Below are 22,820 nucleotides of genomic sequence, written 5' to 3' on the forward strand. Positions count from 1 at the left end.
GGGTGCCGTTGAACTTCCAGTCGCCGGTCATGGTCCACGGCTGCCAGCCGGTGGTGCGGCTCCAGGTCGCGCGGTACATGGAGGCGTCGGTGCCGGTGACGAACACGTCGAGGGTGTTGGTGACGGGGTTGTGGACGACGGCGGGGACGCCGACGAACTGACCTGAGGGGTTGAGGGTGAACCAGCCGTGCCAGCCGGCGCCGTCGGTGTTGTAGAGGTGGGCCATGGTGCCGTCGGTGCGCAGGGCGAAGACCTCGGCGGTTCTGGTGTCCGGGTTGTACACGGTGGTGGGGGTGCCGTTGAACTTCCAGTCGCCGGTCATGGTCCACGGCTGCCAGCCGGTGGTGCGGCTCCAGGTCGCGCGGTACATGGAGGCGTCGGTGCCGATGGAGAACACGTCGAGGGTGTTGGTGACCGGATTGTGGACGACGGCCGGGGGACCGGTGAACCGCGCGCCGTCGCCGAGGACGTGCCAGCCGGACCAGCCCTCGCCGTTGGTGTTGTAGGCGTGGATCATGGCGCCGTCGCTCCGTAAGGCGAAGGTCTCGGCGGTCCTGGTGTCCGGGTTGTAGACCGTGGAGCGGCCCCCGGAGCGGGCTGCGACCACGGCGGACCAGGCGGAGACGGTCTGCTGGATCCAGTCGCCGAGGTCGTCGGTGCGGGTCTCGTACGCGCCGGTGCGGGTGGTCTCGGTGGAGCCGAGGCAGCCGTTCTGCCAGGAGCGGCTGTTGACGGCGGCGAGCTCGTAGCGGTCGCCGACCTTGCGCAGGGCGGGGCCGCCGGTGTCGCCCTTGCAGAGGGCGGCGTCCGCGGGGGCCTTGGCGGCGATGCCGAGGCCGGTCGGCTGGAGGGTGCCGACGGTGAAGGCGGCACTGTGGAGCTTGTCGGGCACCCACTCGGCCTTGGTGCGGCCGAAGCCCGCCACCGTCAGCTCCTCGCCGGTGTCGGGGGCGGTGGTGGCCACGGCCACCGGGGTGATGTCGGTGACGGGCGTGGCGAGCCGGGCCAGGACGAGGTCGCGGTCGGTGCGGGGGACGAGTTCGGCGATGTCGCGGACCTGTCCGGTGGTGGTCGGGTCGGTGCGGCCGATGGTGGCGGTGGTCTTGAGGGCGGGTGGTCCGGCGGGGACGGTGGTCGGCTGGGCGGGGTCGTCGGCGAAGCAGGAGGAGGCGGTGACGACCCAGAACGGGTCGACCAGGGCGCCGGTGCAGGCACGTTTGCCGTTGCCGATGTCCAGCTTGGCGGTGAAGGCGTAGGAGCCCGCCGGTGAGGTGTCACCACTGACGGCCGGCGCGGGCGTGCCGGTCAGCAGGGTCGCGGTCAGCACGGCGGCCGTGACCGCCCCGGTCGTCCAGGCCGAATGTGATCGTGAGCGAAACACGGAGCACTGTCCTTTCCTTGCCGTTTCGGCCGGATCGAATGGATTTGGGCGGTGGCGGTATCGCGTGACAGTGGCCTTGCGTGCCCGAATCATCCGGTGATGCGGAGTTCGACCAGGACGGAACGCTTTCCGCCGGGCAGGCTCTCGCCGACCGGTTCGACCGAGTTAGGGCCGATATTCACCTGCTTCTCCTGGCCCGCCGCGACCAGCTTGGCGCTGACGGAGCGGTCCTCGGTCCAGATGCCGTACGCGTCCGGCAGTTCCATGGTGAGATAGCCGGTCGTGCCGGAAACGGTGAAGCAGTAGCCGAGCCTGTCGAGGCGCGATTCGACGAAGATCTCGTTCCCCGCCTGGCAACTGGTCGGAACCGTGTGGCCGGGTCCTTCCTTGAGCAGGATGCGCCCGTCACCCCGCTTCAATGTGATCTTGCGTTCCGTCAGGATGCGGTCGGCCTCCGGGTACTGGAAGTCCTCGACAGCGGTGGGCATGTCCGTCTCCGCCGCTGTCGCTGCCGCTCCGGCGGTGGCCTGCGCGGTCGACAGGGACGCGAGCCCGATACATGCCAGCAGGGTTCCGGAGGCGCCGGCCAGGAGAATCGTCCGGGTGCGGGATTTGATCAAGGCAGTTCCTTCGGTCTTGGCGGCGTCAAAATGAATCCGCAATGCGAGAAGGGGTGTTGAGCGACGGTGGAGCCAGCGTAAAGTACCAGCAATCTCCTCTCCTAGGAGGCTCCTGGAGTCGTTCAAGGAAGAGTTTCGGGTCGAATTTCGGCCACGCCTTGCGAGTTCGCACACCGAATTCCGCTTTACGCGTTCGGCGATCTGCCATGGAAATACAGATGCACCATTTGGGGGGTATTTATCGTGAATCATCCCATCCGGTCACTGGGAGTACCTGAAGCCGGGAGGAAACGGCGTCACGGCATCCGCTTATCGGTTCTCGGTCGAATATGCGCCGGCATGCTGCCCGTGGCCCTCACGGCCGGCCTGCTCGGCACGGCTCCCGCGTCCGCGACGGACCCCGGGCCCGGACCGAGTGCACCGACGGCGACGGACCGCAGTCGTGCCGTGAGCCTCTGGCTGAACGGCGGCCCCGGCGTGAAGGCGGCCGCCGAGACGGCACTGGCCGGCACCGACGAGGACGTCAAACGCTTCCTCGATGTAGAGGCGGACATCGCGGAGTACCACGACGAACGCGTCTCCACGCTCCAGATCTTCAGCCTCGGCGGCCCCGGAGTACGCGAAGCCGCCACCAAGGCCCTGAAAGGCACGCAGGAAGAGCTGCGCACCTTCCTCAAGGACGGCTGGCAGGCGCCGCTGGAGGCGGACCGCCGGGTCGACGCGTTCCACCTCGTCGCCACCGGCGGAGTGAGCGTCAAGGAGCAGGCCACCGCCGCGCTGCAAGGCACTCCGGAGGAGCTGAAGAACTTCCTTGAGCAAGGCCGCTTCGATGCCGCCGCGGTCGACGACCGCGCCCGCGTGATGCAACTCCTCGCGGCCGGCGGCCCCGCCATGAAGGAGGCGGCCAAGGTCGCCCTGCGGGGCACGCCCGCCGACATCGCCGAGTTCCTGTCGGTCGGCCAGTTCACCGCCTTGGCCAGGGACCAGGAACGCGCCACCATCTCCCAACTGGCCGACCAGGCCGAACAGGCCGGCACGCAGGCCCAGATCGCCAAGGACGCCGCCAAGGCGGCCTCCGCACGCGCGGTCGAGGCCTCCCGGCTGGCCAAGGAGTCCGCCGAGACCGCGGCCAAGGAGACGGAGGCGGCCGGCCAGGACCGGGCCCGCGCCTCAGCCGCCGCCGCACGGGCCGCCGACGCGGCCCAGGGCGCCGCGGCCGCCGCCAGCCAGGCGGTCGCGGCCGCAGGCGCCGCCAACCAGGCCTCCCGCACCGCCGCCGGTGCGGCCGCCAGCGCCGCAAGCGCCGCCAGCGGCGCGGCCCTCGCCTCGGCCAACGCCCGCAAGGCAGCCAACGCGGCCGCCTCCGACCAAGGCCGGGCCGCCGAGGCCCGTCAGCGGGCCGAAGAGTCCCGCAACGCCGCCAGGGACGCCCAGCGCGCCGCCGAGGCCGCGGATCACGCGGGCGCCGCCTCGGACGCGGCGGGCGAGGCGTCGGACGCGGCCAAGAGCGCCAGCGTCAACGCGAACGCGGCCGCCGGGTCCGCCGACAAGGCCGGCCGCCTGGCGAGCGCCGCGGGCGCCAGCTCCCAGCGCGCCGAGGCCGCGGCCAACCAGGCCCGCCGCCAGGCCAAGGAGGCCGACCGGGCCGCCACCGCCTCCGGCGCCCTGGCACGCCAGGCGGCCCAGGCGTCCTACCAGGCCCGCGACGCCGCCCGATCCGCCGCCACCCACGCCCAGAACGCGGCCACGGCCGCCGACCGGGCAGCCGAACACGCCGGCGAATCCGCGACGTCGGCCGCCGAGGCCACCCGCCAGGCCGAGGCGGCACGCACCGCCGCCGCGACGGCGAGCACAGCGGTGACCACGGCGGGCAACGTCTACGAACTCGCCCGCAGGACCGAGGCCGAGGAACTCACCGCCCGCACCGCTGCGGCCGTCGAGGAAGCCCGGGTCCTGAAAGCGGAGGAGGACGAGGCCACCGGTGGCATCGGCACCTTCCTCACCGACTGGAAGGCCCACGACCAGGAGGCCGCCGACCTGGCCACCGAGGCCGCCCGCCCCGACGCCGACCCCAAGGTTCTCGCGGCCAAGGGCCGCAAGGTCGCACTCCAGACGGCGAAGACCGGAGGCCCTTGGAGTCAGGAGGCCGCCGAACTCGCCCTGTCCGGCACGGACGCGGCTGTTGTGGAGTGGGCACGTGCCGGGAGGCAGAAGGCCGAGCTGGACGACATGCGCCAGAGCGTTCGAGAGATCGCTGAGGACAGCCCGGACGAGGCGGTACGCACCGCCGCCACCGCAGCATTGGAGGGCGGCGCCCAGCAGGTCGAGGTCTTCTTCACCACCGGTCAGCACGAGGCCGCGGCTGCCGACAACCGCATCCGCGTATACCGGCTGATCGCCATTGGTGACACCAGCGTCAAGGAAGCCGGTGAGAAGGCCCTGCGGGACGGCTCGCCGAAGGCCGTCGCCGCCTTCCTGATGACGGGCCAGTACACCGCCCGCCAGGTCGACGAACGCGTCCAGGCCACCCAGCTGCTGGCTGTCGGTGGCCCGGAGGTTAAGGCCGAGGCCACGTTCGCCCTCGCCGGGACACCCGAGTCCGTCACTTCCTTCCTGCAGACTGGCCGGTACACGGCCGACCGAAAGGACCAGCTCGCCGCCACCCACGCCGAACAGATGCGCCACCTGATCGCCGAGGCCGCCCAGGTCGCGGCCACGGCCCAGCAGGACGCCTGGGAAGCGACCGAGGCCGCCGCCGTGGCGAACGACGCGGCCGGCGAGGCCGAGACCGCCCGCAAACAAGCAAGCTCCTACGCCGCCCAGGCCGGCCGCTACGCCGCGGACGCCAAGACCTTCGCCCAGAACGCCGAAGCCTCCGCCACCCGCGCCGACCAGTCCGCCGCCACCGCCCGCAACGCCGCCCAGACCGCCGCACGCGACGCCGGCAAGGCCACCGTCTCCGCCAGCCGTGCCCGTTTCTCGGCCCAGCAGGCCCGTTGGTCCGCCGAATCCGCCCGTGAGGCCGCGAACAGCGCCTATGCCTCCGCGCGGGCTGCAGGCCAGGACGCCGACGCTGCTCAGCAGGCCGCCGACGAAGCTTGGACCATCACCGCAGAGAAGGTGATTCGGGAACGCCGGGACGAACTGGCTGCCGAAGAGGCAAACGTTCAGGCCCAGGCCGCCCGGATCGAGGAGGACCTGAAGAAGGAACTGGACGCACTAATCCAGGAAGAGATCAACAAGGCCGAGTATGAGTACTGGCGCGCCAAGAACCCACCCTGCCCCTACGTGGTCGGGCAGTGGGGAGAGGGGGCCTGGAAATGCATGCTCCTCAGAAACCGCGTTCAAATCGGGGTCAACCAGAGCAGCCTTCTAAATTTCCTCGGCGATCTGTCGTTCTTCTTCGATGGGGTCTATGACAAGGCCAGGCTTCTCAAGGCGGTCATGAAGAGTGTCCTCGGTGTGGACAGCGCCGAGGAATGCATCAAGCAGAAGAATGCCGCCTCCTGCGCAGAACTAGCGGTCAGCTTCTTTCCCGCTGGAAAAGCAGCGAGGCTCGTCGAACTGGCAAAGAAGGCCAAGAACGTTGAAGAGGCCGCACAAGCATCGCGACTCAGGAAAGTCCTGGCAGACTGCCGGCGGCTGAACAGTTTCCCTGCCGGCACGCGCGTCCTCATGGCAGACGGAACCACCCTCGCGATCGAGCGGATCCGCGTCGGCGACCAGGTATGGGCAACCAACCCCGAGTCAGGTGAGGCCGGCGGGCGCCGCGTGGACGCCACCATCCACACACCCGACGATCGCGAATTCACCGACCTCGCCATCACCTCCGAAAGCGGCGCAACCGGCACCATCACCTCCACCGACCATCACCCCTTCTGGGCCGAGAACCAACGTGCCTGGCGTTACGCCGCCGACCTCACCGCCGACGACACCCTCCGCACCGCAAACGGCCGGCCCCTGGACATCGCCGCGACCAGGCACTGGACGACCCTCCAGCCCGCCTACAACCTCACCGTCGACACCATCCATGCGTACTATGTACTCGCTGGTGCCATACCGGTCCTGGTCCATAATGACGATGGATTCAGCGGAACTGTCTTCAGGGACGGTGCATATCGCTTCCAGATCTACTCGAACGATCACGGGCCGGCGCATGGCCATCTCCTCGGCCCCGGAATCAAGGGTGATGGGATTCAGATTGGCCAGAATGGGAAGCCGCTCGACTCAAATATCAAGCTTTCGCGGGCCCAGCAGCAGGTAATCGACAACAACCTGGGCGACATTCGCAGCGCCATTCGCAAGAGCATGGTCGCCCATCGGCTTAACCAGCAAGGCGGATGCAAGTGATGCCACAGTCATTCGAGGAAAGGCTGAGAGACCTGGCGGGAAGGGTCGGCAGCAATTACGGGGCCCTTGAGAGCGGGCACGCTCGTTGGGCTATCTATTCCCAAGCAATCCCAACCGCCGGGGAGTGGCCGGAGCTGCTGGAGCTGGTCAGGCAGGAGCCAGACGATTCGATCGCCTCATCCATGGTTGTGAAGATCATGGAGGTTGTGCCAGATCACCGGAGACTGGAATATGTCACAGCACTCCCCCCGGGGAAGTCTCGTGAATATGCGGCGACCCGGGCTCGGGAGCTATCGATCCTTGAAAGGATCTCTGCGGGGACCGAGACGCCAGATGAGGTGGAGTCCAGTACTCGGAGTTGGTCGACCTGGCTGCAGCTACGGGCGGCTAATTCGGCTAGAAACGGGCCGGTCCTCGAGGCGCTCAGTGAAAGTGGGTCCTCGAAGCGAATCCGGGCTGCGGCAAAAAGTCGTTTGCGTTCTCTTCACGCATCTGGTGAATCCATGAACTAGAGCAAAGAAGGATGCCTTGCGAGTTATGGGCCGCGGGATTTTCATTGCGTCCATCCCGCAGAACCCCATCGCCAACCGTGAGGACCCCTCTACATCACCGAGCAGCAGAGCGGCCGGTCAAACCGACAAACTGTCGGATCGACCGGCCGCAATGCGTCGGTTGAACTGTGTTACTTGGGGGCGGGGTAGGAGTAGGTGGCGGTCCCCTTGAAAGTGGTGCCGTCGTCGAGCTTCCCGAGTTCGAACTCGAACGTTCCGCCCTTCAGTCCGTCGAACGAGACCCTGCTGCCTTCCGCACACCTGATGCGCTCGTGACCGATGTCCGTGTTGATGCCGTCGGTGCTGCGCAGCGCGATCGTCATGTCGGACTTGGGGCGGTTGCAGCTCTTGACAGTGAGCGCGATGGTACCGTCGCCGGTCTCGAACTCGGGGGTAACCCACAGGTGCGTGTACTCGAAGCTGACGGTGCGGCTGGCGGCGAAGGCCTGGGAGGTCTGGGTGGCGGCGAGGACGGCGGTGCAGGTCGCGGCCAGCGCGATCTGGGCCAGGCGGCGGTTCACGAAGCGGGCCATGCGGGCCTCCCTGTCTGTACGGGCAGTTCGTAGGCCTATCGTTCCGGAGGGATTTCGCCGCGGGTATCGCACGGGCGGGTGGCCGCCGCCGTCCGGTGTTGACCGGGCGGCGGTGTACTCAGGGTCCGGCTGTACAGGTCGTAGGTGGTGTCGTGGCGGAGGATCGATGCGCCTTCTGCCGAGCACAGCGGGCTTCCCAGGCGGCGAGCCGCATGTCATCGCGGCTGGCGCGTCCCCGTACCAGGGACTTGGAGTCGAAGAAGCGGCTTCACGCACCTGTCCGAGCGGTACGGTCAGGCTCCCCGGGCAGTCAGGTCGAGCCGCCAGTCGTTGGACTCCGACCACGTGCCCTTGGGGTATTCGAAGGAGACCGTGCCGACCAGGTCGAACCCGGCCTTGCGGCACACCGCGTTCGACGCCGCGTGTTCCACATGGGGAAACGCGTGCAGGTAGCGCCGGTCGCCACGCGCCGCCGCCCGGTCCGCAGCCAACCGCAGGGCCTCGACCGCGTATCCGTTACCGCCGAACTCCGGAAGGATCCCGTACCCGGTCTCGTACACGTCCTCGCCGTTCCACTCCCGCTCCCAGTACCCGACCGAACCGATCGCCACCTCACCGAGGTGGACGATCAGCATCTCGCCGCCGTCAAGGCGCAGGTAGCGCGCATGACGATCGGCGATCGCCTGCTCGGTCTCCGGTCCGCCGAGGTGCTCGGTCATCTCGGGAGTGTTCTGGCGGTGCAGGATCTGCAGACCCTTCTCGGACCATGGTGCGAGGTGAAGACTGTTCATGGCGCGGACCATACGCCCCGCCACTGACATGACCGACCGCACCGCCACCGTGGCACTCGGAGCCGCACCCGCATGCCCTCGGCTCGGACGCCACCACGCCGGGCGGTACCGGCTTCCGACACCCGATGACTACCGATACACCTGCCACGACGGCGGCCCCGGCCACCCCGGCCAGGGTGGAGGTGGGGGTGGAAGGGGCTGCGGGAGCGGCGGGGGCTGGTAGACAGGCCCCTCATGGTGACGCGGAGGATTCGATCGACCATGACCAGTAGGTCCGGGCAAGTGGAGGATGAGGGCCGTGGCGATCACCGTGAACACGACGAGCAAGAGCGTGCGTGGCACTCGGAACTTGCTCCACATGTCCTCATTGTGCCCCGGCGGGAACGCGGTCACCCATCGTTCTAACTCGCGGAAATAACAAGTGAGTTACCACGTGAGTTACCACGTGCGACAGATTCCACGCGACGTAGGCGACACGGACGCCGCGTCCCACACGCGGTTACCCCAGCAGCAGCGATGGCGTCGCGGGCGTCGCGGCCGCGCCTCGGTGCTCAGCCCTTCAGGGCGTACAACCGCGTCGATCAGTGCGGTGCCTCCGGGCGAGTCCGGAGGCGACGATGCCGTAGCGCCAGCGTTCCAGGGCCCGGACGCGGTCCTCGTGGTCCTTGAGGGTCTGGTCCACGGCGGCGCTGCTCTGGGGACGGGGTGGGCGATGCCGGCCGCGGGGATGGTGGCGACGTCCAGGCCGGGGCGGTAGGGGGTCATCGGCAGGACCGCGCCGAGGGCGCTGGCGGTGCGCTCCATCGCGGCCAGGCGGGTGTCGATGCCCTGGAACTCGTCCACCAGGGTGGCTGCCGCCTCGTCCCCGCCGAAGCCCGTCTACGCCCTGTCCAGAGTCCAAGCACCGCCGCGCCCCCGGCTCCGGCACCGCAGTCGTCCGAGGTGCGCCATCGGCGGACGCCGGGAGAACGGGAGCGGACCGGTTCTCCAGTACCCCCGCCCCCCGCTGCCCCGACCACCGGGCCGCGGGGCGTGAACGAGAGGGATGGCCATGGCCGTTTCCACCACCCCGATGAACCTCACCCGGGCCGCCCATGTCGGCATCTCGGTCTCCGACCTGGACGCGTCGATCGCGTTCTACACGGCCTCACCGGACGGGAGCCCGTCGCGGAGGGGACCATGCACAGCGCGCCGTTCGGCCGGTCGCAGGGGCTGCCCGTCGCGAAGCCGCGGTAGGCCACGATCAACCTGGACAACAGCCTCGGCATCGACCTCATCCAGTTCCAGGAGCCGGTCGCCGAGCGGACCAACGGGGTGGCCAACCGGCCCGACTCGATGCACCTGTGCCTGCGGGTCGACGACTTCGACGCCGTGTACCGGCGGATGAAGGAGGCCGGCTACGAATTCCTCGGCGAGGACCACACCTTCATCGAGGGCGAGGTCATCCCGAACGCGGCCCTCGGCACCCGGGTCGCCTACTTCAACGACCCGGACGGCACCAACCTGGAGATCATCCGCCCCCAGGGCGGCTTCGCCAGCTAAGGGGCCAAGGGCCGCCGGGCGCGCTGCCGCGTGGTCGAGCTGGTCATCGCCGCCGGGTTCCTCCACCAGGGTGGCCGGCGACGTCGCGGCCACCCTGGACGGCCGCGTCATGCTCACCATCTGGCAGCACCACCGCCCTGGAGCTGGAGCGCCAAACCGCCGAGAGCCGGGCCTCGTTCCTGCGATTGCGCGAGCAGGCCGATCGGCACCACCAGGCCGAGCCGGCGGCCGAGCGCCGGCGCACAGCCAACGAGCAGGCCGAACGCGAGCGCGCCCACCTGGCCCGCACCGGCGCGGACATCGACCTCACGTGGTCCGCGGCGGGCGCCGACCGCTGGAGCGTCACCGGCAGCGGCTGCGACCGCCGGCTCGACGTGGTTCTCGACGACCGCGACTTCGCATCGGACGTGTACGAGATCCGGGAGAACGGCCACTTCCACTCCCGCCACCCCTACCGCCACCAGGCCGAGGCCGTCGTCCGGCAGTTGCCCGCCCATGGAGTGGAGATCGGAGGGCGGGCACCAGAGCCCACCTCGAAGCGATCCGTGCCATCTTCCCGCCCCACAAGGAAGCCCTCGGCGTGCTCACCTGCGAGATCGAGAGGGTGGACCCCGCGTGAGCCCGGCACGCCGCAAGGTCCTGGTGATCTGCAAGGGCAACCACTGCCGATCCCCGATCGCCGCGCTGATCATCGCCGAGCGGTCCGGAGGCGCCCTCGACGTCCGCTCGGCCGGCATCCGGGACTGGCGCGTCGGCAAGCCCGCGCACCCTCTCATGATCCAGGCCGCCGCCGGCTTCGGCTACGACCTCACCGACCACCGGGGGGCGTTCCTGGACGAGGAACAGCTCGACTGGGCGGACGACCTGCTCGCGGTCGACGACGAGACCGCCGGGGCCGTCCGGGCCCTCGTCGGGCCGGACCGCCCCGTGCTCATCCTCGGCAGCGGCATCACGGACCCGTAGGGCGCCGAGCTGAAGGACTTCGCCAGGGCCGTCTCGGAGATCGAGGACGCCACGAGGCTCTTCCACGCCGCGTAGCGGTCCCCGGGATGTTCTGACGAAGGCGGGGAGCGGCCCGGCCCTTCCGCTCAGCCGAGCCCGTTCGACCAGTCCGTCAGCCGGGCGAAGTCCCTCGTCGTCAGGCCGGTCTTCGGGTCGACGTGGTGGAGGAGGGCCGGGCCGTCGTGGTGGGCGGCGACCCAGGTGCGGTCGGCGTCAGTGATCAGGTCGTCGACCCAGGCGAACGGACGGCCCTGCGCCCAGGCGACGATCTCCGGGGTCTTCCAGAACACTCCGCCGTCCGGCTCGGGCCGGGGTTCGGGCCAGGCGAGGTACGGCAGGGCGGGCAGCCCCAGGAGGGGCGCGATGAAGGTGTTGGCTTCCTCTTCCCAGGTCGTCGCCCAGACCAGGTCGAAGGGCAGCGCGGCGAGGGCCGGCCCGTGGGCCGGGTTGAGCCAGACCCGCAGCGGCTTCGGGGGTTTGTGGGGAAGGCCCCACGCGGTGAGCCGGCGGCGCTCGGCCGCCGCCCAGCGCGGGGTCATCAGGCGGTGGGTCTCGTAGCCCTCGGGCCGCCGGTACGGCTTCGCCGCGTGCGGGTTCAGTGGTCCGTCGACGTCCACCAGCAGCAGTGGCCGCATCGTCTCGCCTCCTCCGGGTTCGTCCCCGCACGCTATCGGCGGGGACCGGGGAGGCCCAACGGATTTCCGGGCCCGGGACGGCGGGGCCTCGGGACGGCGGGACGGTGGGACGGCGGGCCTCGGGGCCTCGGGGTCTCGGGGCCTCAGCCGATGCTGAAGGCGCCGTCCGGCGGGGGCGGGGAGTCGGTGGCCTCGGCGTCGGTGACCGGGGCGGTCCGGCCGACCAGGGCCGCCAGGTCCTCCCCCTCGGTGAGCCGGGCCGGGAAGATGTCGCCCGCGAGCAGCCTGGTCAGCTCGGCGACCGGCAGCGGCGCCGTCGAACCGGCCAGCAGGATGTTGCCGTACCGGCGGCCGCGCAGCACCGGCGCCTCCGCCACCAGGCAGACGTACGGGAACACCGCCCGTACCGTCGCCGCCTGGGCCTTGGCGAAGGCCAGCGGCGGGCCGTCCGCCAGGTTCGCCGCGTAGCAGCCGCCGGGGCGCAGCGCGGCCGCCGCCAGCCGCAGGAACTCGACCGAGGTGAGGTGGGCGGGGGTGCGCGAGCCGTGGAAGACGTCGGCGATCACCAGGTCCTGGGAGCCGGCCGGCACCTCGGCCAGGGCCGCGCGGGCGTCGCCGACGCTCGCGGTGATGTCCGCGCCGGGGCTCTGCCAGGGCAGTCGCTCGGTGACCAGTTCCAGCAGCGGTCCGTCGACCTCCACCACGCGCTGCCGCGAGCCGGGCCGGGTGGCTGCCAGGTAGCGGGGCAGGGTGAGGGCGCCGCCGCCGAGGTGCAGCGCGTCCAGCGGCCGTCCGGCGGGGGCCAGTGCGTCGGCGAGGTGGCCGAGGCGCCGGGTGTACTCGAACTCCAGGTGGGTGGGGTCGGCGAGGTCCACGTACGACTGCGGGGTGCCGTCGAGGGTGAGCAGCCAGCCGCCGTCGCGGTCGAGGTCGGGCATGAGCTTGGCGAAGCCCAGGTCGGTCTGCCGCCCGACCGGCAACGGCTCGTCGTGCGAGTCGTCCGAGTCGTCCGAGTCGTACGAGTCACGCGGGTCACGCCCGTCGGGCGAGTCGTGCGGGTCGTGCGGGTCGCGCGAGTCGTGCTCGTGCTGCTCGGAGGTCACGCGTGCTCTCCGACGGGCCGCGCGGCCACGGGCTCGACGTCCAGGTAGGCCGCGAGCCAGTGGTCCAGCTCGGCGAACACCTCGGTGCGGGCCGCCTCGCCGGAGAGCACCAGGTCGTGCATGCCGCCCTCGATCCGCACGATGGTGACGTGCCGGCCCAGCCGGGGCCCCTGCGCGGCGATGTCGTCGGCGCGCAGCACGGCGTCGGCGTGGTGCAGCGCGTTGTGCCACTTGGTGGTGGAGATGGACCGGGTCGAGGCCATCAGCAGCACCGGCACGTCGATCCCCAGCCCCTGCCGCAGCCGCCGGTGGCCCTGGTGGATCGCCGACAGCCACCCCGCGAACAGCGGGAAGCTCTCGGGGCGCTTGAGGGTGAGGTCGAAGTCCCACTCGCCCCGGTGGTCCTTGTGCAGGCTGTGGGTGTAGTGCGGGTTGAGCGCGGACGGCAGGACGCGGGTCGGCGCCATCCGCCCGAGCGCCGTCAGGGGCGGCCCGCCGAGCGCGCGGACGGCCGGCCCGGTCGGCATCGACAGGAACGGCGAGTTGAGGAACAGCCCGTCCACCACCCCGCGCCCGGCCCGCCGGCCGGCCCACAGCGCGGCGACGAGCCCGCCGGTGGAGTGCCCGTTCAGCAGCAGCTGCCGGTGGCCGTCCACCTCGCGGATGATCCGGACCGCCTCGTCGATCTCCTCGTCGTACTCGGCGAGGTGGCGGACGAAGTTCGGCGACTGGTGCGGGCGCAGCGAGCGGCCGTACTTGCGCAGGTCGAGGGCGTAGAAGGAGAACCCGAGCGCGGTGTAGTGGTCCGCGAGGTTGGTCTGGAAGAAGTAGTCGTTGTAGCCGTGGATGTACAGCACGGCCCGCTCCGACCCGGGCACCAGCCGGCGGACGAGCGTCGCGCACACCGGCCCCTCGCCGTCCGGCCGCATCGTCAGCTCGGCCGCCTCGTAGGGGGCACCCAGGATGTCTTCGCGGAAATCCATCAGCTCGCCGCACCCGTCCTCTGCTCCGCCTGCCCGGATCGGCAGGCGACCACCCGTTTCCGCCCCTGACCATACCGGCCGGTAGCCGCGGAGCGCTCGGCGGCCGGGGGTGTCACGCGCCGGTCCGCTCCCCGGCCCCGCGGACGGGGCCGGGATTCCACCTCGCCACGGTTGGACAGGGCGACCATCCGGACGGAGGAACGAGGACCGCCGGGCGCCGTGGCTGGGGAGGGTCTCCCGGGAGGTGACCAGGAGGCGGCGGCGGGCGGACGGGGCCGGCGGAGGCGGACTTGGTCGGGGGCCGGGCGGGGAGGGCCGGCTGCGCCGTGTGCGCCCGGACGGCCGGGGCGTGGAGGTTGCCGCCCCGAACGCTGTTGTGCACGCCGCCAGGGTAGCCGTCCGCCCCTCGTGCGCCTGCTGTGCGCCGGTGGTCGTGTGGAACGCTTCCCGGACGGACAAGGCGAGTTGGGGAGTCTGCATGCGGCACGGGCACATCGATCCGTCGCTCTACCGGTCGGCCGCCGAGGCGATCGCCGCTCCGCCGGAGAAGCTGGCGTACGTGGCCGGCTTCGACCGGTCGGGGCGGCGGCCGGACGCGCTGCTGAGCGTCGACACCGATCCGGACTCCGCGAGCTACGGGAAGGTCCTGAACTTCGCCGAACTTCCCACGTTCGGCGACGAGTTGCATCACTTCGGGTGGAACGCCTGCTCCAGTGCCCTCGCCCACGCCTGCCACGAGAACCCGGAGCGGCGCTACCTGCTGCTGCCCGGGCTGCGCTCCTCCCGGCTGTACGTGCTGGACACCCGCCCCGACCCGGTCCGTCCGCGCCTGGTCAAGACGGTCGAGGCCGGGGAACTGGCCGCCCGGGCGGGCTACTCGCGCCCGCACACCCTGCACTGCGGCCCCGACGGCGTCTTCCTGTCCTGCCTCGGCAGCGGCGAGGGCGACGACGGCCCGGGCGGGGTGGCGCTGCTCGACCACACCACCTTCGAGGTGCTGCGCGCCTGGGAGACCGAGCGCGGGCCGCAGCACTTCGCCTACGACGTCTGGTGGCACCTGGGCACCAACGTGGCCGTCACCAGCGAGTGGGGCACCCCGTGGATGGTCGAGGACGGCGTGGTGCCGGACCTCCTGCTGGGACGGAAGTACGGGCACGCGCTGCACTTCTGGGAGCTGGACTCCGGCCGCCACCTCCAGCGGGTGGACCTCGGCGACCAGTACCAGATGGTGCTGGAGCTGCGCCCGGCGCACGACCCGCAGGCGGAGTGGGGCTTCGCCGGGGTGGTCACCAACGTCGAGGACCTCTCCTCCTCGGTCTGGCTCTGGTACCGGGAGGGGCCGGCCTTCACCGCGCGCAAGGTGATCGAGATCCCTGCCGAGCCGGCGAAGGCCGAGGACCTGCCGCCGGCGCTGCGGCCGTTCGGCGCGGTGCCGCCGCTGGTGACGGACATCAACCTGTCGGTGGACGACCGCTGGCTGTACGTGTCCGCCTGGGGCACCGGCGAGTTGTTCCAGTACGACGTGTCGGACCCGTTCCACCCCCGGCTGGCCGGTTCGGTCCGGCTCGGCGGGATCGCCGCCCGCACCCCGCACCCGGCCGAGCCGGGCCGTCCACTGAGCGGGGCGCCGCAGATGGTGGAGATCAGCCGGGACGGCCGACGGCTCTACCTCACCAACTCGCTGTACGGCGCCTGGGACGACCAGTTCTACCCGGACGGCATCGAGCCGTGGATGGTCAAGCTGGACGCGGACCCGGAGGCCGGCGGGCTGAGCGTCGACGAACGCTTCTTCCCGCACGGCGCCGACTTCCGGGGCCTGCGCGTCCACCAGACCCACCTGGCGGGCGGCGACGCCTCCTCCGACTCCTACTGCTACCGCTGAGCCGTCCGCACCGCCGGCGTCACCGGAACAGCGCCTGGTCGAACCGTACCCGCGCCGGCGGCAGCCCGGCCGCCGCCAGCCGGGTGCGGACGGAGCCGACCATGCCGACCGGCCCGGTGACGCAGGCCAGGTGCTCGCGCCAGTCGCCGGCCGCCGCGACGGTGTCGGCGAGTTCGCCGACGGTGACCGGGGTGACGGTCAACCACGGCTTGTGCAGGCCGAGTTCGGCCAGCGACTGCCAGTCGTAGAGGTCCGCGCGGTCCCGGGCGCCGACGAACAGGTGGACCAGGCGGCCGGCCGGCCGGTGGGCGGCCTGCTGCTCGACGATCGCCTTCATCGGGGCGAGGCCGGTGCCTCCCGCGACCAGCAGTAGGTCCCGGGCGTCGTCGTCGGGCAGCAGGCTGCCGCGCGGCGGGCCGAGGCGCAGCCGGTCGCCGACGGCGGTGTGCTCGACCAGGGCGGCACTGACCCCGCCGGGGCCGGTGCGGCGGACGTGGAACTCCACCTCGTTGTCGGCGCGCGGGGCGCAGCCCATCGAGTACTGCCGCCAGGTGCGCGGCAGCGCCGGGTGCTCCACGGTGCCGTACTGCCCGGCCCGGTACGGGTACGGTTCGCCGGTGCGCACCCGCAGCACGGCGAGGTCGGGGCGGCGGCGCTCGTGGCCGGTGACCACGGCGTGCCAGTACGGGGGTTCGGTGAGCGCGGAGTCGGCGCCGGCGACCATCGCGCCGACGGCGAAGCGCAGCATCCGCACCCAGGCGCCCTCCAGTTCCTCCGTCCAGTGCTCGCCGGCCCGGTGCCGGACGGCCGCGCACAGGGCCTCCTCGAAGGCCTCGTAGTGCACCGGCCGGACGCCCAGTTTCCGGTGGTCGCGGCCGAGTTGTCGCAGCGTCCGCTCCAGTTCGGCCGGCCGGTCGAGGTGGTCGATCAGGTGGTGGAAGATCCGTTCGAGGTGGAGCTGCTGGAACTCCATGGAGTCGGGGAAGAGCGGCCGCAGGTACGGGCGGTGGTCGAACATCACCGCGTAGAGGTGGTCGATCAGGTCCGCGAGCGGGGAGATCAGATCGAGGTCGCGCCGGATCAGGTACTGGTCGGCGGCGCCGTCGTAGCCGCTGTCCCCGCCGTGGGCGCCGTACCCGAGGTCGCCGCCGCCCGAGGAGGACGGGGCCAGGAGTCGGCGTCGCAGGCGCATCGCGTGATGGCGGGCGATCAGGCGGTCGTACTCGGCGGTGGCGGTGCCGGTGCTCGTGCTGCTGCTGTTGTCCATGTCCTGTTCAGTCAACTGCCCGCCCGCCGAACGCGAGAAGGGCCGATCGCCCCGGGCGGACCCGGGACCATCGACCCCTTGCTTCGGTGCCGACGGACCGGGAGGGTTGACGGTGACCGGGACCGGGCCCGCCCGGAACGGGGCGGGCACGACCGGAGGGTGCCCCCGTGCCCCGGCGCCCCGCGCCCTGGTGCTCTCCCACCACCAGGACCCGGGGCGCCGCCCGTCAGGCCGTGTGAGGATCCCGTCAGGCCCCCGCCCGGCGCGCCTCCCGGCGGTCCAGCCGCCGCTGCCGGCCCTGGCGCAGCGGCTGGTCGGGCAGCCATCCGAAGGTGAGGCAGGCGCCGACCACCCCGAGCAGCATCCCGATCACGAAGCCGCCCAGGTTGGAGGTGATCCAGCTGCCCAGCGAGGCCAGCAGGGCGAGGATGGAGTAGAACAGCCGCTGCGCCGGGTTGAACAGGATCAGCAGCCCGCACAGCACCATCACCGCCGGCACCAGGTACCCCGCCAGCCCCTGCATCCCGATGTGCAGGATGACGGGCAGCGGGGCCTTCAGGGTGAACAGGATCTGGGCGCCGCCGAGTGTCACCAGCAGCCCGCCCCAGAACGGTCGCCCGCCCCGCCAGTCGCGCTTGGCCGGGCGTGCGGCGGGCTCGGCGGCGGGGGCCGCCACGGCCTGGGCGGGCGCGGCCGCCGTCCCCTCGGCGGCCACCCCCTCGGCCCGTGCCGCGGTGTCCCCGCCGGTGCGGGCCGGCTCCGGTACGGACTCCGTCATGGTCAGCAGCCCGTGGAGCTGAAGCTCAGCCGCAGGTTGGGCAGCTTGAACCCGACGGCGGTGCTCGCGTAGTTGTGCTGGTTCAGGTTGGTCAGCGTGACGTGGTCGGCCTGCTGGCCGAACACGCCGGGGTTGCCCTTGCCGATCGGTCCGGCCTTGGTGTACGTGCTGGCGTCGCCGCCGATCTCGATGTTCCTGAACTCCGCGTTGCCGGAGAGCAGGTCGGAGTCGGTGGTGAGGTCGGAGGCGGTGACGGGGGTGCCGCCGTCGCCCGCGTGGATCACCAGGTTGATGCCGCCGAGGTCGACGCTCTGGCAGAGGTTGGTGATCTCGGCCTTCTTGATCGCCGACACCGCGACCAGCACCTGGCCGCCGGTGGACCCGGCGTTGGGGCTGTCGGGGATCATCGAGTCCAGCGCGCCGAACTGCGCGAAGCCCTCGCCGTCCAGCTTGTCGGCGGTGATGGTGAACGGCATGCCGGAGATGGAGAACTGGGCGGCGAGCACGCCCTGCGCGGTGAGCGCCATCAGGACGCCCCCGGCCGCGACGGCCGGCACGGCCATCAGGGCGGTGCGCTTCATCCGAACCCGGCCTCTTCTCGGCGCGCTCGGCGTCTGCGGGGTCTCGGCCGCCGTGGCGGCGTCCTCGGACATGGCCATGTGTGCTCCCTGTGGATGGAATGGGTGTGCAGGCACTGGCACGTTGTCCTGGCGCGGACAGCGTTACCCGGCCCGACCGGGCCGTCCGCCCCTTGGCAGCGGGGCGGGCCCGGTCGGCGCTCGGTGAGTAACTGGGAAGCTACTGCCCGGTATTGGCCGGGTCAATACGGGTGCACGAAGGATCTTCACCAGTCCGCGACCCGCTTCGGCCAGTCCCGCACTCCCAGCCGCTCGGCCGCCTCCGCCGGGCCGAGGAACGGCGACAGGCAGAACATGCTCAACACCGGTAGCAGTTCCAACAGTTGTTCTGTCCGGCCGGAGTCGATCCGCCGGTAGATCGCGCTGTAGACGCCGCCCACCACGGCGTCCACCATCTCCTTCGCCTCGACGCCGCCCGGAAGTTGGGGCACCTCGGCGAAGAACCCCCGGAACCTGGTGAGCAGTTGGGCCCGCTCGTGCCGGCCGGCCGGGCCGACGGCCTCGACCTCGATCACCGCCATGGTGGCGAACGCCGGTGTTCCGGCGAGCAGTTGGAGCATCACACCGAGGGCCTTCCGGATGCCCCGGCACCAGTCGGATTCGGCCGTGAAGGCCTCCGCCATCCGCCGGATCACCACGCCGGTGCCGTGCCGGTGCGCGGCCAGGAAGGCGTCCTCCTTGCCGCTGAACAGCTCGTAGAAGACCGGCCTGGTCACGCCGGCCGCCCGGCAGATGTCGCTGACCGTGGCGTGCTGGTAGCCGCGCTCGGCGACGGTCCGCACCAGGCCGTCCAGCAGCCGGTCGCGCTGGGTGGCGGCGACCACGCCGGCGGGCAGTCGGCGCGGGCCGGGCTTGATCGAACGGGCCGGATCGCGGCCGGTCCGGGCGCCCGGCAGCAGGACCACGTCGGCTCCGCGGAGGTGTTTCCGATCCATCACCAACTCCTGTGTCCTGTATTGACATTGACGGAACACCGGGTTTACAACACTGACAGGTTTCCAACCGGTGGGCGAGCAGGCCCCCACCGGCCGAACCTCCGGGGGCCCCGATCGGCCCGAGGCGAACGCCCGGGCCGTCGGGACCACGGCGGAGGCGGGACCGCGACGGTGGCAGCCGTCGACGTGCCCCCACGGCACCGCACGTCCCCGACCGAACGGCGCGGTGCCGCTGGTGGTCCACGCCGCCGTCCGTACGCAGGGCCGCACGGCAGCACCACCGCACGCCGGTACCACAGCACCACCCGCACCGCAGCACCGCGCACCACCGCACCTCCGTACGCCCACCCTCGCGTACGTCCGCACCGCCGTACCGTACGGGCGGGCCCGTGGCGCCGGGCCCGCCCGCCCTCGGCACCGGCCGAAGCCCTCGCGACGCATCCTGCGCGACACATCCTGCGGGACGAACCGGCTCGACGAAGCCTTCGGCACGAAGCCGCCGGTACCAAGCCTCCGGCACGCCATGCACCTCCCCCGTCGTGCTCACCACCACACCCGCACGCCGGGATTCCCCCACCCGTCCTCCGGACGGAGAGAGGTACCCTCATGCGCATCCGCCGCACCCTCGCCACCACCGCCCTCGCCGCGCTCGCCCTCACCGGCGCGGCCGTCTCCCCCGCCCAGGCCGCCGGCGCGGTCCTGACCACCGGCGGTCCGACCGGCCCGGCCGTCGCCGTCGGTGACGTGCTGACCGCCAACCTGGTCTCCGGCACCTCCGCGACCTTCTACAACAGCGCCACCGGGACGACCGGCGTCAAGTGCGCCGCCTCCTCCTTCTCGGCGACCGTCACCTCCAACCCGGCCGCGCCGGGCAGCGCCGTCGAGCGGCTCGACACCCAGACCTTCGGGTCCTGCACCTCCAACGTCGTCGGTGTCACCGGCGTCAAGAGCGTCACGGTCACCAGCCTGCCGTTCACCAACACCGTCAGCGACGCCGCCGGCTACCCGGTCAAGCTCACCCCCGGCGCGGCCGGCGTGATGGGCACCACCGTGGTGCTCAACACCATCCTGGGCAGCATCAGCTGCAACTACCAGAACTCCACCGGGATCAACGGCAACGCCTCGAACACCGGCAACACCATCGGCTTCAAGGCCCAGCCCTTCACCCTGGCCTCCGGGCCGAGCCTGTGCTTCGCGACGGGCTACTTCACCGCCACCTACGGCCCGGTCGTCGACACCTCCGTCGCCGGCAGCCCGGTCCTCTTCGTCAACTGACGCCAGGGCCCACCGGCCCGTCCTGACGACGGCGGCGTACGGCACCTTCACCGGGCCGTACGCCGCTCCGCCGTACCCGCGCCCTGACCGGACCCCAGCCCCGGACCCCGCGACAGCGAAGTGACCGGCCGGTAGGGTGGCGCCGCACGCAGACGGCCAACCGGAACGGGGCAGGCGGATGAGCGGGGACAGCAGCAAAGGCAGCAGCGGGGACAGCACGGGCTTCTTCACCTCGGTGGCGGACGCCGCCGAGCAGTTGGCCGCCACCGGCTACCTGGCCTCCGCCGCCGTGGCCACCACCGTCTTCCTCGCCGACCGCCTCGGCAAGCCGCTGCTGGTCGAGGGCCCCGCCGGGGTCGGCAAGACCGAACTCGCCAAGGCGGTCGCCGAGATCGGCCGCGCCCGGCTGGTCCGGCTCCAGTGCTACGAGGGCATCGACGAGGCCCGCGCCCTCTACGAGTGGAACCACGCCAAGCAGCTGCTGCGGATCACCGCCGGCCGCGACGAGGGCTGGCAGGAGGCCCGCACCGACATCTTCGGCGAGGAGTTCCTACTCACCCGCCCGCTGCTCACCGCGATCCGCGGCGAGGAGCCGACCGTGCTGCTGATCGACGAGATGGACAAGGCCGACGTCGAGGTGGAGGCGCTGCTGCTGGAGGTGCTCAGCGACTTCCAGGTCACCGTCCCCGAGCTGGGCACCATCACCGCGACCCGCCGCCCCTTCGTCCTGCTCACCTCGAACGCCACCCGCGAGCTCTCCGAGGCGCTGCGCCGCCGCTGCCTCTTCCTCCACCTCGACTACCCCGACGCCGAGCTGGAGCGCCGGATCGTCCGGCTCAAGGTGCCCGGCCTGGACGAGACGCTGGCCGGGTCGCTGGTCCGGATCGTCGGCGCGCTGCGGGCGATGGAGCTGCGCAAGGCGCCGTCCGTCGCCGAGACCATCGACTGGGCCCGCACCCTGCTCGCCCTCGGCGCCGACACCCTGGACGAGGCGGTCGTCCGGGACACCCTCGGGGTGATCCTCAAGCACCAGGACGACGTCCGCAAGGCCGCCCAGAAGCTCACCCCGGCGTGACGGCGCCGCAGCCGGCCGACACCGCCGCCCGCCTCACCGGCCTGGTCCGCGCCCTGCGCGGCCACGGCCTGCGGATCGGCCCGGCCGAGACGGTGGACGCCGCCGCCGTGCTGGACGTCCTCGGCTTCACCGACCGCGAGCGGATGCGGGCCGGCCTGGCCGCCGCCCTGCTGCGCTCGGAGGGCCAGCGGACGGTCTTCGACGCCGCCTTCGACCTGTTCTTCCCGCTCGGCGTCGGCACCCCGGAGGCCGTCCGGGCGGACCCGCCGCCCGTCCCCGACGACCCCGAGCCGCCGCGCTTCGGCCGCCCCGACCCGCTGCGCGAGCAGCTGCGCGACCGCCTCGCCGCCGCATTGGCCGCCGACGACCGCGCCGCCCAGGCCCGGCTGGCCGGCGAGGTGGTGGAGGCCTTCGGCCGGTACGGCACCGGCGGCTCGCCCGGCACCGGCGGCTGGTCCGCCCAGCAGGCGCTCGGCCGGCTCGCCCCCGAGACGCTGCTGGCCCGCGTCCTGGCCGCCCTGCGCGAGGGCCAGGGCACCCCGGACCTCTCCGACCTGGTGCTCGCCGACGAGATCCGCCGCCGCATCCGGGACTTCCGCGCGCTGACCGCCGGCGAGGCCCGCCGCCGGGTCGCCGAGCTGCGCGGCCCCGAGCGGATCGCCGAACGCGCCGTCGCCCCCACCCCCGACCAGGTCGACTTCCTCTACGCCGGCCGCGACCAGCTCGCCGAACTGCGCCGCACCGTCCACCCGTTGGCCCGCAAGCTCGCCACCCGGCTGGCCGCCCGGCGCCGCCGCGCCGCCCGCGGCGAGATCGACCTGCGCCGCACCCTGCGCCGCTCGCTGTCCACCGGCGGGGTACCACTGCGCCCCGCGTACCGGCTGCGCCGCCCGGCCCGCCCGGAGCTGGTGCTGCTGTGCGACGTCTCCGGCTCGGTGGCCGGCTTCGCCGACTTCACCATGCTGCTGGTGCAGGCGATGAGCGAACAGTTCAGCAAGGTCCGGGTGTTCGCCTTCGTCAACCGCACCGCCGAGGTCACCGGCCTGCTCCGCGGCGGCGACGACCCGGCCCGCCTGGCCGCCCGGATCCTCGCCGAGGCCGAGGTCACGGGCTACCACGGCAACAGCGACTACGGCTCCGCGCTGGGCGGGTTCGCCGAGCACCACCTGGACGCGGTCGGCCCGCGCACCTGCGTCCTGGTCCTCGGCGACGCCAGGAACAACCAGCGCGACCCCAACCTGGAGGCGCTGCGCCGGATCGCCGCCCGGGCCCGCCGGGTGTTCTGGCTCAACCCCGAGCAGCCCTCGCTCTGGCCGACCGGCGACTCCGCCGCCCTGGCCTACGCGGGCGTGGTGGAGATGCACTCCTGCCGCAACGCCCGCCGCCTCGGCGAGCTGATCGCCCGCCTGCTGCCGGTCTGACGCCGACCGGGGCCCCTGGTCGGCGCCGGGTCGGAACGCCGGGCCCGGGCGGGCGGCC

General features: G+C 71.9%; 20 protein-coding genes. 7 read left to right on the top strand and 13 right to left on the bottom strand.

Annotated elements, in window-relative coordinates; all coding sequences use genetic code 11:
* Positions 1-1,327 (bottom strand): trypsin-like serine protease (locus ACIQI7_RS12595; RefSeq protein ID WP_401108172.1); only part of this gene is annotated, 1,327 nt, incomplete at its 3' end.
* A 143-nt stretch (positions 1,328-1,470) separates the two neighbouring features.
* A complete protein-coding gene (locus ACIQI7_RS12600; RefSeq protein ID WP_401108174.1) occupies positions 1,471-2,001 on the bottom strand; it encodes a hypothetical protein in 531 nt (176 codons plus the stop codon).
* A 447-nt stretch (positions 2,002-2,448) separates the two neighbouring features.
* Between ACIQI7_RS12600 and ACIQI7_RS12605 the strand changes: the two genes are divergently transcribed.
* Positions 2,449-6,351 carry a polymorphic toxin-type HINT domain-containing protein gene (locus ACIQI7_RS12605; RefSeq protein ID WP_401108177.1) on the top strand — a complete coding sequence of 1,301 codons (3,903 nt, stop codon included), beginning with the start codon at positions 2,449-2,451 and terminating at the stop codon, positions 6,349-6,351.
* Positions 6,352-7,033: 682 nt separating this feature from the next.
* Here the strand turns inward: ACIQI7_RS12605 and ACIQI7_RS12610 are convergent.
* The 3 genes from ACIQI7_RS12610 to ACIQI7_RS12620 all read right to left on the bottom strand — a co-directional run bounded on the left by ACIQI7_RS12610 (position 7,034) and on the right by ACIQI7_RS12620 (position 8,908).
* Positions 7,034-7,435 (bottom strand): hypothetical protein, encoded by a 402-nt coding sequence (locus ACIQI7_RS12610; RefSeq protein ID WP_401108179.1) that lies wholly within the window; start codon positions 7,433-7,435, stop codon positions 7,034-7,036.
* 293 nt (positions 7,436-7,728) lie between these two features.
* Positions 7,729-8,256 carry a GNAT family N-acetyltransferase gene (locus tag ACIQI7_RS12615; RefSeq protein ID WP_401108840.1) on the bottom strand — a complete coding sequence of 176 codons (528 nt, stop codon included), beginning with the start codon at positions 8,254-8,256 and terminating at the stop codon, positions 7,729-7,731.
* Between the two features lie 529 nt (positions 8,257-8,785).
* A complete protein-coding gene (locus ACIQI7_RS12620; protein WP_401108180.1) occupies positions 8,786-8,908 on the bottom strand; it encodes a hypothetical protein in 123 nt (40 codons plus the stop codon).
* Between the two features lie 593 nt (positions 8,909-9,501).
* Here ACIQI7_RS12620 and ACIQI7_RS12625 point away from each other — a divergent pair.
* A complete protein-coding gene (locus tag ACIQI7_RS12625; protein WP_401108843.1) occupies positions 9,502-9,768 on the top strand; it encodes a VOC family protein in 267 nt (88 codons plus the stop codon).
* 113 nt (positions 9,769-9,881) lie between these two features.
* On the opposite strand, the gene ACIQI7_RS12630 is transcribed toward ACIQI7_RS12625, so the two are convergent.
* Positions 9,882-10,265 (bottom strand): hypothetical protein, encoded by a 384-nt coding sequence (locus ACIQI7_RS12630; RefSeq protein ID WP_401108183.1) that lies wholly within the window; start codon positions 10,263-10,265, stop codon positions 9,882-9,884.
* Between the two features lie 118 nt (positions 10,266-10,383).
* Between ACIQI7_RS12630 and ACIQI7_RS12635 the strand changes: the two genes are divergently transcribed.
* Positions 10,384-10,731: a low molecular weight phosphatase family protein gene (locus ACIQI7_RS12635; RefSeq protein WP_401108186.1), complete on the top strand. Its 348-nt coding sequence runs from the start codon at positions 10,384-10,386 to the stop codon at positions 10,729-10,731.
* Positions 10,732-10,856: 125 nt separating this feature from the next.
* Here the strand turns inward: ACIQI7_RS12635 and ACIQI7_RS12640 are convergent, their stop codons facing one another.
* The 3 genes from ACIQI7_RS12640 to ACIQI7_RS12650 form a co-directional block, all read right to left on the bottom strand.
* Positions 10,857-11,405, bottom strand: coding sequence for a hypothetical protein (locus ACIQI7_RS12640; protein ID WP_401108189.1), 549 nt, complete (start codon positions 11,403-11,405; stop codon positions 10,857-10,859).
* Positions 11,406-11,548: 143 nt separating this feature from the next.
* Positions 11,549-12,343, bottom strand: a complete 795-nt coding sequence (locus ACIQI7_RS12645; protein WP_401108846.1) for a spermidine synthase — start codon at positions 12,341-12,343, stop codon at positions 11,549-11,551.
* Positions 12,344-12,504: 161 nt separating this feature from the next.
* Positions 12,505-13,491, bottom strand: coding sequence for an alpha/beta hydrolase (locus ACIQI7_RS12650; protein WP_401108192.1), 987 nt, complete (start codon positions 13,489-13,491; stop codon positions 12,505-12,507).
* A gap of 478 nt (positions 13,492-13,969) precedes the next feature.
* Between ACIQI7_RS12650 and ACIQI7_RS12655 the strand changes: the two genes are divergently transcribed.
* Positions 13,970-15,373, top strand: coding sequence for a selenium-binding protein SBP56-related protein (locus tag ACIQI7_RS12655; protein WP_401108195.1), 1,404 nt, complete (start codon positions 13,970-13,972; stop codon positions 15,371-15,373).
* Positions 15,374-15,392: 19 nt separating this feature from the next.
* On the opposite strand, the gene ACIQI7_RS12660 is transcribed toward ACIQI7_RS12655, so the two are convergent.
* The 4 genes from ACIQI7_RS12660 to ACIQI7_RS12675 all read right to left on the bottom strand — a co-directional run bounded on the left by ACIQI7_RS12660 (position 15,393) and on the right by ACIQI7_RS12675 (position 18,991).
* Positions 15,393-16,640 (bottom strand): globin domain-containing protein, encoded by a 1,248-nt coding sequence (locus ACIQI7_RS12660; RefSeq protein WP_401108199.1) that lies wholly within the window; start codon positions 16,638-16,640, stop codon positions 15,393-15,395.
* A gap of 247 nt (positions 16,641-16,887) precedes the next feature.
* Positions 16,888-17,418 (bottom strand): DUF6114 domain-containing protein, encoded by a 531-nt coding sequence (locus tag ACIQI7_RS12665; RefSeq protein ID WP_401108202.1) that lies wholly within the window; start codon positions 17,416-17,418, stop codon positions 16,888-16,890.
* Positions 17,419-17,420: 2 nt separating this feature from the next.
* Entirely contained in the window at positions 17,421-18,077 is a 657-nt protein-coding gene (locus tag ACIQI7_RS12670; RefSeq protein ID WP_387747851.1) for a DUF6230 family protein, read from the bottom strand.
* A gap of 185 nt (positions 18,078-18,262) precedes the next feature.
* On the bottom strand, positions 18,263-18,991 hold the full coding sequence (locus ACIQI7_RS12675; RefSeq protein ID WP_401108204.1) for a TetR/AcrR family transcriptional regulator: 729 nt from the start codon (positions 18,989-18,991) through the stop codon (positions 18,263-18,265).
* Between the two features lie 606 nt (positions 18,992-19,597).
* Between ACIQI7_RS12675 and ACIQI7_RS12680 the strand changes: the two genes are divergently transcribed.
* From ACIQI7_RS12680 to ACIQI7_RS12690, 3 genes are all read left to right on the top strand, one after another.
* Positions 19,598-20,266, top strand: a complete 669-nt coding sequence (locus ACIQI7_RS12680) for a Tat pathway signal sequence domain protein (RefSeq protein WP_401108207.1) — start codon at positions 19,598-19,600, stop codon at positions 20,264-20,266.
* 178 nt (positions 20,267-20,444) lie between these two features.
* Positions 20,445-21,341, top strand: a complete 897-nt coding sequence (locus ACIQI7_RS12685; protein ID WP_401108210.1) for an AAA family ATPase — start codon at positions 20,445-20,447, stop codon at positions 21,339-21,341.
* Positions 21,338-22,762, top strand: a complete 1,425-nt coding sequence (locus ACIQI7_RS12690; protein ID WP_401108211.1) for a VWA domain-containing protein — start codon at positions 21,338-21,340, stop codon at positions 22,760-22,762. Before ACIQI7_RS12685 ends, ACIQI7_RS12690 begins: the two co-directional genes overlap by 4 nt.
* The last annotated feature ends 58 nt before the right edge of the window (positions 22,763-22,820 follow it).

The organism is Kitasatospora sp. NPDC092039 (assembly GCF_044756065.1).
Taxonomy (GTDB): domain Bacteria; phylum Actinomycetota; class Actinomycetes; order Streptomycetales; family Streptomycetaceae; genus Kitasatospora.